This is a genomic window from Flavobacterium plurextorum, assembly GCF_024638035.1.
GTDB lineage: Bacteria > Bacteroidota > Bacteroidia > Flavobacteriales > Flavobacteriaceae > Flavobacterium > Flavobacterium plurextorum.
In genome coordinates, this window is the sequence record NZ_CP100442.1 from 4713792 (window position 1) to 4727950 (window position 14159).

10 protein-coding genes are annotated in these 14159 nt (G+C 32.8%); 4 read left to right on the forward strand and 6 right to left on the reverse strand.

Features of this window, described 5'->3' with window-relative positions; genetic code table 11:
• The first annotated feature begins 15 nt into the window (after positions 1–15).
• The 4 genes from NLG42_RS20520 (at position 16) to NLG42_RS20535 (ending at position 4327) form a co-directional block, all read left to right on the forward strand.
• Entirely contained in the window at positions 16–1338 is a 1323-nt protein-coding gene (locus tag NLG42_RS20520) for an OmpA family protein (protein WP_257682182.1), read from the forward strand.
• 548 nt (positions 1339–1886) lie between these two features.
• A complete protein-coding gene (gene ilvN / locus NLG42_RS20525) occupies positions 1887–2411 on the forward strand; it encodes an acetolactate synthase small subunit (protein ID WP_257682183.1) in 525 nt (174 codons plus the stop codon).
• A gap of 25 nt (positions 2412–2436) precedes the next feature.
• Positions 2437–3729 carry a threonine ammonia-lyase IlvA gene (ilvA, locus tag NLG42_RS20530; RefSeq protein WP_257682184.1) on the forward strand — a complete coding sequence of 431 codons (1293 nt, stop codon included), beginning with the start codon at positions 2437–2439 and terminating at the stop codon, positions 3727–3729.
• A gap of 94 nt (positions 3730–3823) precedes the next feature.
• On the forward strand, positions 3824–4327 hold the full coding sequence (locus tag NLG42_RS20535) for a GNAT family N-acetyltransferase (protein ID WP_099718901.1): 504 nt from the start codon (positions 3824–3826) through the stop codon (positions 4325–4327).
• Between the two features lie 119 nt (positions 4328–4446).
• Here NLG42_RS20535 and NLG42_RS20540 read toward each other — a convergent pair whose 3' ends face one another.
• The 6 genes from NLG42_RS20540 to NLG42_RS20565 form a co-directional block, all read right to left on the reverse strand.
• A complete protein-coding gene (locus tag NLG42_RS20540; protein ID WP_257682185.1) occupies positions 4447–6270 on the reverse strand; it encodes an alkaline phosphatase in 1824 nt (607 codons plus the stop codon).
• Positions 6271–6509: 239 nt separating this feature from the next.
• Positions 6510–8045 carry a RagB/SusD family nutrient uptake outer membrane protein gene (locus NLG42_RS20545; protein ID WP_089056103.1) on the reverse strand — a complete coding sequence of 512 codons (1536 nt, stop codon included), beginning with the start codon at positions 8043–8045 and terminating at the stop codon, positions 6510–6512.
• A gap of 19 nt (positions 8046–8064) precedes the next feature.
• Positions 8065–11451, reverse strand: coding sequence for a SusC/RagA family TonB-linked outer membrane protein (locus tag NLG42_RS20550; protein ID WP_257682186.1), 3387 nt, complete (start codon positions 11449–11451; stop codon positions 8065–8067).
• A gap of 83 nt (positions 11452–11534) precedes the next feature.
• Positions 11535–12458: a FecR family protein gene (locus tag NLG42_RS20555; RefSeq protein WP_257682187.1), complete on the reverse strand. Its 924-nt coding sequence runs from the start codon at positions 12456–12458 to the stop codon at positions 11535–11537.
• Between the two features lie 112 nt (positions 12459–12570).
• A complete protein-coding gene (locus NLG42_RS20560; protein ID WP_257682188.1) occupies positions 12571–13128 on the reverse strand; it encodes an RNA polymerase sigma-70 factor in 558 nt (185 codons plus the stop codon).
• Between the two features lie 507 nt (positions 13129–13635).
• Complete coding sequence (locus tag NLG42_RS20565) at positions 13636–14145, reverse strand: hypothetical protein (protein ID WP_257682189.1); 510 nt, start codon at positions 14143–14145, stop codon at positions 13636–13638.
• Positions 14146–14159: the final 14 nt, after the last annotated feature.

The window sequence follows — 14159 nt, forward strand, 5'->3', positions numbered from 1 at the left end:
TCAAAAACTTAGAAAATGAAAATTCAATATAAACTAACAATACTATTTTTAACCTTATTTAGTTCTGCTATTAGAGCACAAGAATTTAATATTAAAATTAATGGCGGTCCATCTGGAATTCTTTACGAAAGCACGTTGGGCGACGCAAAACTTAAAACTGGATTTGGAATAGGCTTAGGTTACACGTATTACATAAGCAAACATTGGGGAATTACAACAGGTCTAGAAGGACAATACAGTCAGAATTCGTTTAAATTAAACGAAGGAACAACATTTACTTCGTATGAAGTAGATGATCAAGGATCGGCTTTTGAATACCGCGTAAGTCCAAAGAATTATGCCGAAGATCAAAATTTCTTCTCGGTTGTCGTACCTATCCTTTTGCAGTACAGAACGGATATATCAACTAAAACAGGTTTCTATTTAGGAGTTGGAGCAAAAGCTTTATTTCCAGGAAAACTAAAATCCAACGTTAGTGCTTCTGAGATTCAGATTTCAGGATATTATCCAGATTTAGATCTTGTTATCGACAATTTACCGTCACACGGTTTTGGAAAAATAACTAATTGGAAAGGCAGTACTCGTACAAGTCTTGCAAACTCTATTTTATTGAGTGCTGAGAGCGGCTTAAGCTTCAAATTAAAAGACAACTTGAACCTTTATACTGGAGTTTACTTCGATTACGGATTAAACAAGCTAGCCAAAAGTAATTCAGATTCTAACTTGGTAACTTATAGTGCTAAGGATGTGAATATGATTGAACCTAATGGTGTCATTAAGAATGAAAAAGTAGTGCAAAAAAGCAATTATTTAGCGGCAGGAATTCAAGTTAAATTAGGTTTTTCAATTAAAAAGAAAAATCAATTACCGGCACCAGTTCAAAATACGCCGTCAGCGGTACAAACAACAGAACCTGCAAAAGTAGAGCAAAAAACAGAAGCTGCGGTAGTTGAAACTGCTCCAGAAAAGAAAGAAGTAATTACTGCCGAAAATATAATTTTAATTGAACAGCCTGTAGGTTTTACGACCGTTGGAAACACTGATTTGTCTCCTAATGTAATACCTCGTCTTGACGAGATAGCAGTAATTCTGAAAAAAGATAAAACCGCTGTATTAGAAGTAACGGGCTACACTTGTAACATTGGAAGCAATGAAAGAAATCAAGAAATAGGAATGTTAAGAGCTAAATCTGTTGCAGATTATCTTCAAGGAAAAGGCATTGAAAACAATCGAATACATTTAAAATCGAAAGGACAAACAGATCCATTAGTACCTAACACTTCTGAAGAAAATAGAATTAAAAACAGAAGAGTTTCAATGGAAGTAATTCAGAATTGATTTATCATTTCTTTTCTTATTTCAGATAAAAAAACGAATCATGCTAAAAATAAATAGTGCAAAGTTCCTTTTTTACAATGAAAAGAAAGTTCTATAATTGTTTCGTTTACTATTTTTTAATCTTTAGAAATTTTAAAAAAAAATAAAAAAAGTAAAACCCGTATATTTTTTTATACTACATTTGCGCTTTACAAATAAAAAATGAGCACGCAAACTAACATCTTTATTATTATCAATTCTATTATTATCATTTGATTGTAGTAAAGGGATTTTATATAAAGAAGTATATCATAATACAATTTTAAAACCTCCCTAAACCGGGAGGTTTTTTTATTTAAAACAAACATGAAAAATTTAACAGCAATAATTATTATCGCAATTATCATTATTTGTCTCTCATGACGAGTTAGGATTATATTGTGTAATACGAAACCTTTCTCCGTCAAACGAGAAAGGTTTTTTTTTGCGCTGAAAAGAAACAATTCCGAAGATCTTATAAAAAACTACTAAATAAAAATTCAACTAAATAAAACAGCAGCACAAACAAAATGGAAGAGAAATATACCTTGACAGTTTATACCGAAAATCAACTAGAGCTAATCAATAAAATCGCCATAATGTTTTTAAGAAAGAAAATTAATTTGGTGAACCTGAATATCTCAGAATGTGAAATTGATAAAATGCATCGGTTTACAATTGTTATTCGTACAACATCGGAAATCGTGCAAAACTTGGTACATCAAATAGAAAAAATCATCGATGTATTTAGATGTTACTGTAATACTGACGAGGAAATTTTTTCTGCACAAACAGCATTGTACAAACTGCCAACAGATATGATGATAAACAATGAAAGTCTTGATCTTTTATTTAAAAAATATAATGCCGCTTTTTTATCTATCGAAAAAAAATACACTGTATTTGAAGTTACGGCACAGGAAAATGAAATAGATAATTTAACGACTATTCTTAATCAATATGAACTTGTCGAATTTGTAAAAAGTTCAAAAATTACTTTGATTAAAGGCAGCGAAGGATTTGCAAAGGAATTATCGGAGATGGAAAACTACTAAGTTGAAAAAACAATACCACGCCAAGATGAATTTATTTAAAGAAATACAGCTCGCTCAGAAACAATTAGCTGCTGTAATTGTCCCTACTCCTTTATTAGAAAACTTAAGTCTCTCGAAGCATTATAATGCCGTTGTTTTATTAAAACGTGAAGATCTTCAAGCGGGTTATTCTTTTAAAATTAGAGGAGTTTATAATAAAATTAATTCTTTATCTGTTACAGAGAAAGAGCGCGGAATTGTTTGTGCCAGCGACGGAAATCATGCACAGGGAGTTGCCTATTGCTGTGAGTTATTAAAAATAATGGGGAAAATATATCTGCCCAAAAATACCTCTAAACAAAGACTAGAACAAATTCAGAAATTTGGAAAAGAGTACATCAAAATAATCCTAACCGGCGATTATTTTGAAGAAGCTTATTCGATTGCTTTGGGAGATGCTTCGATACATCGCAAAGCCTTTATACATCCTTTTGACGATTTAAAAGTAATCGCTGGTCAAGCAACTGCGGGACTGGAAATTCTTGAGGACTGTCAAAATCCTATTGATTATGTTTTTGTTCCTTTAGAAGGAAGTGGTTTAGCAGCAGGAATTTCGTCAGCATTTAAAATGTTAAGTCCGAATACTAAAATTATTGGAGTCACAACTCAAGAAAATCCATCACTTGAAATTACAAATGAAAACGATCCTTCTTTTGATGTTACAAAATCCTATTTAAATAATGCATCTATTAAAAAACAAGACGATCTGACTTCTAACATCTGTAAAGAAAACCTAGACGATCTGATAAAAATTTCAGAAGGAAAAATCTGTTCTACAATTTTAAAATTAGCCAATAATAAAGATACGAATATAGAACATGAAGGTGTATTAAGTATTGCTGCGCTAGATTTTTATGCTGACAAAATAAAAGGAAAAAACGTGGTTTGTATAATAAACGGCGGTTTAAAAAATATAGAAAAAGAGGCCGAGATAAAAGAACGCTCTTTATTATATGACGGTTTGGTACATTATTTTATGATTCAATCTCCACAGCGAAGCGAAATATTGAAGGATTTTATAAGTAACATCCTTGGTCCTGACGATGAAATTACACATTTTCAATTTGTTCAAAAAGAGAACTTTGACGCACAATCTGTATTTATACGATTAGAAACAAAAGAACCAAATAATATTGAAGCAATAAAAACCAAAATGCAGGCGAAAGAATTTCAATTTCAAAACCTCAACGATCGAAATGATTTATTTAGTTCGAATATTAATTTGGAAAACATTTTATGGGAAGAAAAACAGGATAATACTGCTTCCTCTTATGTTTGAAGATTTATTTTAAATTTATACTTTCGTTTTTCTTTCCATAATCACATATATACAATCTCTAAAAATAGTAATTGAGTTTAAAGTAAAATAGATAATGATAGTTGTTGAGACCAAAAGAACCTGCATAAAACAAATTGAGCAAAATGATCTAGAAGCTTTGTATTCTATTTGCGGTAATAATGAATTAATGAAATTTGTAGGAGACAGCAAACCTTTGTCAATAGAGCAGACACAAAAATGGATTGATGTGTCTATTTCAAATTATAAATCGAAAGGTTTTGGTATGTATGGAGTCTTTTTTAAGGATAATAATCAATTTATTGGCTACTGCGGCTTAGTCCATTCAGAAGATGTAAATGATAATGAACTGATTTATGCTTTAATGAAAGAATATTGGGGACTTGGTTTAGCTACAGAACTGGCAGATGCGATTATTAAATATGGCTTTGAAACTTTAAAACTTAAAACAATTTACGCATCTATAGATCCGGCAAACACAGCGTCAGAAAAAGTATTATTAAAAAGCGGATTCAAGGAAGTTTTTAAACAAAATGACGAATTTGGAATGGAAACCAGTTATTTTTTAATTCAATACTAATTAGATATTATTTGAAGATAAAATTGACCTTATCTCTATCAATAAAAAACAAAAACCAGTGACGTAAAATTCACTGGTTTTATTTTTTATTAAACTATTCAAAACGAAGTTAGCAACATCTATTTGATACTTAGCGCTTTTATTATTCGGCTGTAAATTTCGGTATTTTGATAAACACCCATAAAATTTTGTGCTCCTGCACCGTATGCAAAAACTGGAACTGGAACTGCTGTATGATCATTTGTACTGAAACTTCCATGCACATAACCTTTCTCAATACTTCCGTCGATTAACGAAAGTCCGCCGGTTTCATGATCAGCTGTTACAATTAATAATGTTTCGGGATTATTATCTACAAATTCCATTGCCTGCCCTACTAATTTATCAAAATCAAGCATTTCGCGAACTACATATTCTACATTGTTTCTGTGTCCACCGTAATCAATCTGTGCTCCTTCCGCCATTATAAAAAATGGATTTTTTGATTTTAATAAAGTACTTGTAGCTTTTGCAAAAGATTTAGTCAGGAAATCTCCTCGTCCGTCTTTCATAGAAACTACTGCAGCATCATCTAAAACAATAAATTTGCTGTTTTTAATTGTATCTAAACTGTTGAATTTATCTAAAAAAGTATATCCTCTTTCAGTCAATATTTTAGATAAATCTTTTCCATCCTTTCTAGATTTAAATTCATTTTTGCCGCCTCCAATTAAAATATCTGAAGGATTTGCTAAGAAATCATTTGCAATAGGTTCGCTGTAACTTCTTTCTGGCTGATGTGCATAAAATGCTGCCGGCGTTGCATCTGTAATATTTCCTGCAGAAATAACAGCTGTTTTATAATTTCTTGCTGCTAATTGCTGTGTGATTAATTCTAATGGTTTTCCGTTTTCATCAACACTTATAAATCTATTATTGGTTTTATGTCCCGTTGCCATTGCAGTTGCTCCTGCAGCCGAATCTGTAATATAACTATTTGAAGCTTTGGTTATAGAAAGCCCTTGTGTTGGAATATTAAAAAGACTTAACTTCCCTTTGTTCGCTGTATAACCCGCATAAATTTGCGTCAAACCCATTCCGTCACCAATTAAAAGAATCACGTTTTTAGGTTTCTTTTTAGTAAAAGCCGAAGTGTTTTTAGGAACATAAGCTTCGTGAAATTCCGTATTTTGATAAAATGTTGATTTAATGTTATTGATAAAATGCGTCAATTCTGAAACGTTATCTGTACCAATAAAATCAACTTTTAAATTCATTAAAGTCATCCAAGTATTTACATTGTCCTGCGTTCCCCAGAATCTTATTTTTTTATTTTGGCTGTGTACTTTTTTAATTGTTGACTGAATTTTTTCTAAATCATCCTGTGTCAAAACACCTTTTCCATTCCAAACTGTGAACTCTTTCAAATCTTCACTAATCATTTCTACACGTGCCAATTGTTCAGCAGTATAATTTTCATTCAGTCTTCCGTCAAAATAAATAAACTCTGGATAATTGGCATATTGTGATGGCAGCGGTCGGTTTCCTGAAATTACGACTTTTATATTTTTGTTTGAAATGATTTCTGGAAAAGCCTTTAATTGCTGCTCGATTAATTTTAATGTCGAATCGGCATCAGATTTTATATCGATCATTAAGATTAATGGTTTACCGCTTTGATAAACTTTCCCTTCTAAACTTTTTAGTTTTGAAGATAACGGTTCTAGATATAAACTTTTAAGGGTATTGTGCATCACAATTTCTTTTGAAGTATGCGATACAAAAAGTTCATTGTTTACTAAAAAAACATCGGCTTCAATAACACCGGTTTCGTTAGAATAAGCTCCATAAAATGGCAGTGCACCGGCATAATCATTATGCGAATGTATGTTTGATGAACTGTATTCCTGTGCTTGAGCAAAGAGGAAAAAGGAAAGGCAAAAAAGGGTGAATATTTTTTTCATTGAAAATGTTTTTATTCCTTTAAAGTCGTAGGTAACTTTATTAGAAATTAAGTTGTTGTAATTTGAAAGCGCATTTTTTATATCTCCTGGGAATAACAAGTTTTACTTAAATACAAACCAGTCTCTTTGGGAAAAGACTGGTTTACACTATTTAAAATTTGATTGTGCTTTTTTACAAACTGCAGACTACACAACAAGCCTGCAGTGTAAAAAAAAACTAATCAAAATGAAACTACTAATTACCAGCCTTGATTTTGGGTCAGTGCTCCTTTACTTACTGCGATTTCATCTGGCGGTATTGGCCAAACATGGTGTATCGCAGGATTAAAATTACGTGCAGGATAAATTACACTTCCGTTATAATGGTGCAGCGGTTTCGCATAAGTTTCTTTTGCATCGCCCCAACGTACTAAATCGAAATGACGATCTGTCCATTCTCCGGCTAATTCACAACGTCTTTCTCTTTTTAAGTCAACCATCGTAGCTCCAGCGATATCTCCAAGTCCCGCACGATGACGAATCAAATTGATTTCTGTATCTGCATTTTGACCTTTCATTAATTTGGCTTCTGCAAGCATTAAAAGTACATCTGCATATCGTAAAAGCGGAACGTTAAGTGCTGTTGAAGGTTTATCTCCATTTGCATTTACATAACGAATATCAATTCCGCCCGATGTTGTTTTTGGATAACTAAACGGCTCCATATATTTTTTAAACTGATAACCTGTTCTATTACTAGAACTTACAATGTTTTTTCCTTCATTAAAAGTAACTACTTCTCCAAAATAAGTGAATTTATCTCCTTTTTGTAAAATAGTTGCACTGCGTCTTTTATCTGTTGGAACATAAGTATCAAACAATTCTTTTGTTGGATAAAAATTTCCCCATCCATTGTAAACTCCCCATCCTTTATCTTCCAAACAAACGCCTGGAAAAATAGAACCTAAAGAAGTATTTTCAGAACTTGAAGTCACTGACCAGATATATTCTGTAGACCAGTTATTTTTAATTTTAAATACATCTTCAAAATTATCAAGCAGTTTGTGTTTACCGCTTGCAACAATCATATTGGCATATTTTATAGCGTTATCCCAATCTTTTGCATACAAATACGTACGAACTAAATAACCCCAAGCTGCTGTTTTGTGTGCGCGACCATAATTGTCTGGTGTTAACTCATTAAAATAAGGCAATAAATCTGCCGCTTTTATAAGATCTGCTGCAATGTAAGCGTAGTTTTCGGCTACATTTTTAGCACGCGGCACATATACGTTCGTTGGATTTTCTCGGTCCTGAATTGGTATTCCTGCACGATCATCTCCGTAATGATAAGCCAGTTCTAAATGCATTACGGCATGATTGAAATAAGCTTCACCCAACATTCCGTTTTTTGTTTTCTCATCCAAAGCAATATTCGGAATATTACGAATTACATCGTTACAACGTTTCATAACTTCATAATGCAGTCTCCAGATATCTTTTGTGTCAGACTCCGCTCCATCAACAATAAAGTTTTTTATACGTTCTGCGTTTTGTCTTGGTTTTGTTCCTATATCATCACTGGCATTGTTAAGCCAGAAAAAACCACGACCGTACATATTATCATTAGAATACAAATCATAAATCGCATTTACACCCGCTTTTGCATCTGCCGGAGTTTTCCAAAAATTTCCGCTTGACGGTGCTCCTTGCGGTACAAGATCAAGTTCGCTTTCGCAAGCTGAAGTGCTTACTAGCAGCACAAAACTTAATAATAAAAGACTTAAATTTTTCATTTTGTTATTTTTATTTTTTTTAAAAAGTAGCGTTTAGACCAGTCATGTAAATTCGAGAAAGTGGATATTTCCCTAAGTCCATTCCGAAATTTCTAAGTCCAACTTCTGGATCCATTCCTGAATAGTTTGTAATGGTAAATAAGTTTTGTCCTGAAACAAAGAATCTTAGTTTAGCTTTTCCGTTTAACCAATTTTCTTTGATTGTATAACCAATAGAAAGATTTCTTAGTCTTAAGAAAGAAGCATCTTCAATATAAAAATCAGAAATACGACCGAAGTTATTGTTATTGTCTGTCGATGACAATACTGGTATATTTGTGTTTGTATTAGTTGGTGACCAAGCATTTTTAGATTCCGCTAATAAATTGTAACCTGGGAAAGAACCGTTTAAACCTGTATGTTTTACAGCATTGAAAACACTATTTCCAGCAGCTCCGCTTAAAAAGATATTCATATCGAAACCTTTATATCTAAAGTTGGTGTTTAAACTGAAAGTGGTTTTAGGAAACGGACTTCCAAGCACTACTCTATCGCTGTTATTAATTACTCCGTCGCCGTTTACATCTTTAAATTTCATATCGCCGGCAACAGCATTTGGCTGATAAGCAACATTGTTAGAGTTTACATACGCTTTTGCTTCGGCATTACTTTGAAATAATCCGTCTGTAGCATATCCGTAAAATGCACCAACCGGACTTCCTACCTGATAAATATTCGCTAAAGGCAAACTACGAACTCGGCTTAAGTTTAAAGGTTCCAGAGAAGTTAAATCCTCTTTAATAGAAACAATTTTATTACTTAAAAATGCTGCATTTGCTGTAATATCAAATTTAAATTCTCCTCTTGTTTTTTGATAAGTCAAACTTGCTTCGATACCTTTATTTTCAACATCTCCAGAGTTTACAATTCTTCCTAACGGAGTTCCTGAAACACCCGGCAGCTGATCGCGAACTAACATGTCTTTGTTTGTTTTTACGTAAGCATCAACAGATCCTAATAAAGTATTATTGAACATGGTGAAATCTAAACCTAAATTGGTTTGCTCTGAGCTTTCCCATCTTAAATTTGGGTTTGATAATTCGCTTTCAGCATAACCGTAATTAATAGTTGGAGTTGCTCCTATTAAAGCTTGAGTCTGCGTTAAAGGCACACTAAACTGATATGGTCCAAGGTTTCCTAAATTTCCAATTTGTCCCCAGCTTGCACGTAATTTTAAGTTGCTCACAGTTGAACTGATACCTTTCATAAATCCTTCTTCAGATATTAACCATCCTGCAGAAACTGACGGATATACTTTCCAACGGTTTTCTGATAATAGTTTTGAAGTTCCGTCACGACGAACGATTCCTGAAATTAAGTACTTTTGATTGAAGTCGTAATTAATCCTTCCCACATAAGATGAGATAATTTCATCAGATAAACCTGCTCCTGTTTGTTGAATTAATTTTGCATTTAGCAAGTAACGCTGTGATGGATCTTCGCTGTCAAAACCCGTTCCTTCAACCGTATAAAAATCTCTTTTTGTTTCTTGATACGTATATCCTGCTAAAGCTTTAAGATTGTGTTTTCCAAATGATTTTTCGTAAGAAACAGTTTGCTCACTTAGTAAATCAGTTGTCGTAGCTGCTTTTTTTGTCAAACGGTTAAAGTCGAAGATCTTTCCTGGTTCTGTAATTTTTGTCGAAAAATCAGTTGCGTTATCCTGAATTCTAGTATACCCCCAATTCGATTTAACTTTTAAACCTGGTACAATTTCCCATTCTGCATAAGGATTTATCAAAATTGTAGAAACAGGATTTCTGTTGTCTAGTCTTTTTAAATAAGCTACAGGGTTTATTACGTCTCCGTAAGAACCAATATATTTTTCTGGAACTCCTCCAAATTGTCCAGAACCGTCTTCTCTGTAAATAGTTGCATTTGGCGGGTAAAATACTGCTGCCAAAATAGCTCCTGTATAAGCATTTGCTGTATTAGCCGTTTGCCCATCTGTTAATGAATATGATAAATTTTCTCCAATTGTAAAATTGTCTGCCAGTTTAAAAGATGTATTTGCTCTAACAGTATAACGTTCTCCGTAGGTATTTAGTAAAACACCTTCATTTTTTCTATAACTTCCTGAAAGAAAGAAATTAGATTTTTCTGTTTTTCCATTGATAGAAAGTGACAGATCTTGAATTTCTCCTGTGCGGAAAATTTCGTCCATCCAGTTTGTTTTTGTCGTTCTTGCTGTAGGTTCAAAAGCAGGATCAAAAGCAGGAATTCTAGGTAAACCAGCATTATCTCTAGCAGTATTCATAGCATCTGCATATTCTGCAGCATTTAAAACATCCAGTTTTTTAGCCACATTCTGAAAACCGCCCTGATAATTTACATTCACATTAATACGGTCTGAAATTCCTTTTTTAGAGGTAATTAAGATTACACCTCCAGATGCTCTTGCACCATAAATCGCTGCCGAAGCGGCATCTTTCAAAACGCTGATCGAAGCAATATCATTTGGATTTAACGTATTTAATGATCCGCTGTAAATAATTCCGTCTAAAACAATTAATGGAGTTTCAGCGTTCAAAGAACCAATTCCACGAATATTAATTGTTGGTGAAGCAGTTGGATCACCTCCATCATTAATAACGGTAACACCGGCAACAGTTCCTTGTAATAATTCAGCAGCATTATTGTACGTTCTGCTTGAAGTTTCTTTCATCGAAACTGAACCTACTGCTCCAAGAACTTCTTTCTTTTTAACACTTCCATATCCCATTACAACTACTTCCTGAAGCTGTTTTACATCAGCCGCTAATTTTACTGTAATAGTTTCGCTTTTGGATACTTTAACTTCTTTATTGATGTAACCAACGTATGAAAAGACTAATAACGCTTCAGCTGCATTAATTTCCATTTTAAAAGTTCCATCAAAATCTGTTGTTGCTGTTGCGTTTGAATTTTTATCTTTAATTCCCACACCCGGCAATGGCATATTATCGTCTCCGCTGAAAACTGTTCCAGAAACAATAATTTTATTTTGATCTACAGCTGCCGTTTTTTGTGTTTTTTTGATAACGATATTGTTGTTTACAATTTCATATCTAAGCAAAAAATTACTGCAGATTTTATCTAATGCTTGTTCTAGTGTAACGTTAGAAAGTTTTAAACTAATTTTTTGATTGGCATTAATTTGATTGCTTTCGTACATAAAATGTACATCGACTTGATTTTCAATTTTTTGAAAAACATTTTTTATACTTTCATTTTCTACCTTTAATGTTACTCTTTTATTTGTATTGTTATTGCCTGCATTTGCCGCAAAACCTGCAAAAAACAAGGCAATAAGCAGAATTGCTTTTAACCAAGCGGTTATTATAATACTTTGAAACTTTACGACGCATCGCATTCGTTTTTCATTCATGACTTGTTGTTTTAGTTGTTTTTGGATTTTTTGTTTCTACGTAGTTTATTTTTAAATCTGATTATTAGTCAGACATTTTCTTTTTACTCAATCTTATATACTCCAGATTCTACTTTGTATTCGGCATTTATAATATTGCACACTAATGCCATTACTTCATTTGCTGAAAGCTCTTTGAAATAACCGTTTATCTTAAGTGTATTTAGATTCTTATTTTTAACTTCTATCGGAATATTATAATTCCTATTTATGGTTGCAATAACTTCTGGTAAAGGCGTTTCTTCAAAAACCATTATGTTTTTTCGCCATAACGAAATCGTATTTACCGGCACATCTTTAAAAGCTTGCAGTTTGTTACTTTTTGATTTAAAAATCACTTTTTGTCCTGGAGTTACATAAACATTTTCATCTGTAATGGTCGATTTCACATTTACTCTTCCGGTTAAAACTGCAACTTCTTGTGTTGTGTGATCGGGATATGCTTGAACATTGAAACTGGTTCCGAGTACTTTTGTATCCATTTTATTGGTATGAATTATAAATGGATGTTCTTTGTCTTTTGCGACATCAAAAAAAGCTTCGCCTGTTAAGTAAACTTCGCGTGTGCCTCCATTAAATTCTGTTGGATATTTTAAAAGACTTCCTGCATTCAGCCATATTTGAGTTCCGTCTGCCAAAGTTATTTTGGCACGTTCACCCAACTTTGTAGCATATTGTTTGGTTTCTCCGTTTGATTTTGAGGTGTAATAAAAAAAACTAGATATACTTATTAATAAAGTTAATGATGCTGCAATTGCCCAGTTTCTATTTTGAAGTGAAATTACTTTTGGCGTTTTCTTAATGTGTCTTAATTCTCTTTTTAACTTAGAACGATCTGATACAATAAGTTCATTTTCTTCAGATAAATTCTCTGGATGATCGTACCAATTGTTCCATAATTCCTCTCCTTTTATAGATGGTTTTCCTTTTAAAAACTGTTTTATATCTTGATGTAATTTTTCAGGCATTATAATGTCTTTGTCTCTTTAATAGTATGTCTTTGAAATAGAAATTTCGGGTAGGCGCCTTAGGTTACGCTTCTGTTAAGAAAATCTAAGTTTGTTAATGGTTAGAAAATCTTCAGTTGAACTCTCCTAAATAGGAACGCATGAATTTCAATGCATACGTAATATGATATTTTACGGTATCAATCGACACGTTGAGTTCGTCGGCAATTTCTTTATTGGAATAGTTTTTTATTCGGCTTAGAATAAAAACTTCTTTAGATTTTTTTGGAAGCAGTGCTGCGGCTTTATCTACTGCTTGCTGTAATTCGTCGTAGTAAATCGAATCTTCGGTTGTATTGTTACTGTTGTACAAATTGGTACTGCTGTCTGCAACTTCTTTTATATATTGATCTGTAATGGTATGCGATTTTATATAATCTAAAGTCATGTATCGAACTGAAGTATAGATATATGCGGCAAATTTCTTTTGAATTAATAAGGTTTTGCGACGCTCCCAAATAGTGGTAAAAACTTCTTGAACGATTTCTTCTGAAATAGGGATTGATTTCATTCTGACATAAACAAACCGAACGAGTAAATCGCGATAACGAAAATACAATTCATCAAACGCTTTGTCTTTTCCTTGTTTCAATAAATCAACAAGTTCTTCATCAGTAAACTTTTTATACATAACCATTCGTTTTTGCATTATCAGTCAAATAAAAATGGTTTCTACAGACGCTAAACTGAATTGTTTTTTGGGGAAGTATTCCAATTTTTAAAAATGACATTTACTACAGTATTTTGTTTTATAATATGTCTGTAAAATTAGAAATGAGGGTAGGTCGACAAGGTTACGGTTATATTAATAAAACAACCTGATTATAAAACATTGTATTAACATTTGATATTCTAAATGTTAGTTGGGGAAGAGATGGAAAATATAAAAGGGCTGTGTTTTTTCAAAAGAAAAGTATTGTCTTACAAGACAATAAAATCGTTGTCTATTTTGAATAAAATAAAAATGAAGATCGTACTTTAATCTTCATTAAATTACTGATCTTCATTTGTATGTTCAAAAAATTACACAACAAAAAAATCCCCTAAGATTAGGGGATTTTATACTAACTAAACTGATTTTTATAGATCAAACTATGTTGTACAAATCACAACAAATTCTATATACTTTTATACTTTTCTATTTCCAGAATGTCCATTCGGTTCCATTATAGACGCAAACCATTTTTTTCTTGGTGCCATAACAGATAGTACCAGCCATAGGTTTTACGATGGTAAGATGCGGAGAAACCATTCTTGGCAATATCAAAGCTTTGTTTGAAGATTCTAAAACAAGAACCCCATCTACGCTGCTGCTTTCCGCACCAATAACAGTTCCTTTTGTCGCAGCTTCGGGTACTGACTCTTGAATAGACAAATCGACTGCGCCAGTGCGTCTAGATAAATCAACCCAATTGGTATCGTTAAAATAAACTACTTTTTTCTTATTGGCATCAAACAGCATTACACCGCCCGTTAAGGCTGTACCTGTAGGCAATGTTGTTACCCACGGTAATACAATACCAGATTTACCGCCTACATTAAAATCGACAATTCCTGAACCTTCGGGAGCCGTTTTTCCTATAACGGCTTGTGCATTTGCTGAGAATACAATAAAAAATACACCTATTATAAATTTGATTTTTTTCATGATAATTCGTCTTT

What these genes read in the sequence shown, in the direction of transcription:
- NLG42_RS20550 (WP_257682186.1), bottom strand. Translation starts at nt 11,451, where the DNA reads ATGAATGAAAAACGAATGCGATGCGTCGTAAAGTTTCAAAGTATTATA.
- NLG42_RS20540 (WP_257682185.1), bottom strand. Translation starts at nt 6,270, where the DNA reads ATGAAAAAAATATTCACCCTTTTTTGCCTTTCCTTTTTCCTCTTTGCT.
- NLG42_RS20555 (WP_257682187.1), bottom strand. Translation starts at nt 12,458, where the DNA reads ATGCCTGAAAAATTACATCAAGATATAAAACAGTTTTTAAAAGGAAAA.
- NLG42_RS20565 (WP_257682189.1), bottom strand. Translation starts at nt 14,145, where the DNA reads ATGAAAAAAATCAAATTTATAATAGGTGTATTTTTTATTGTATTCTCA.
- NLG42_RS20535 (WP_099718901.1), top strand. Translation starts at nt 3,824, where the DNA reads ATGATAGTTGTTGAGACCAAAAGAACCTGCATAAAACAAATTGAGCAA.
- NLG42_RS20545 (WP_089056103.1), bottom strand. Translation starts at nt 8,045, where the DNA reads ATGAAAAATTTAAGTCTTTTATTATTAAGTTTTGTGCTGCTAGTAAGC.
- NLG42_RS20520 (WP_257682182.1), top strand. Translation starts at nt 16, where the DNA reads ATGAAAATTCAATATAAACTAACAATACTATTTTTAACCTTATTTAGT.
- ilvA (WP_257682184.1), top strand. Translation starts at nt 2,437, where the DNA reads ATGAATTTATTTAAAGAAATACAGCTCGCTCAGAAACAATTAGCTGCT.
- NLG42_RS20560 (WP_257682188.1), bottom strand. Translation starts at nt 13,128, where the DNA reads ATGTATAAAAAGTTTACTGATGAAGAACTTGTTGATTTATTGAAACAA.
- ilvN (WP_257682183.1), top strand. Translation starts at nt 1,887, where the DNA reads ATGGAAGAGAAATATACCTTGACAGTTTATACCGAAAATCAACTAGAG.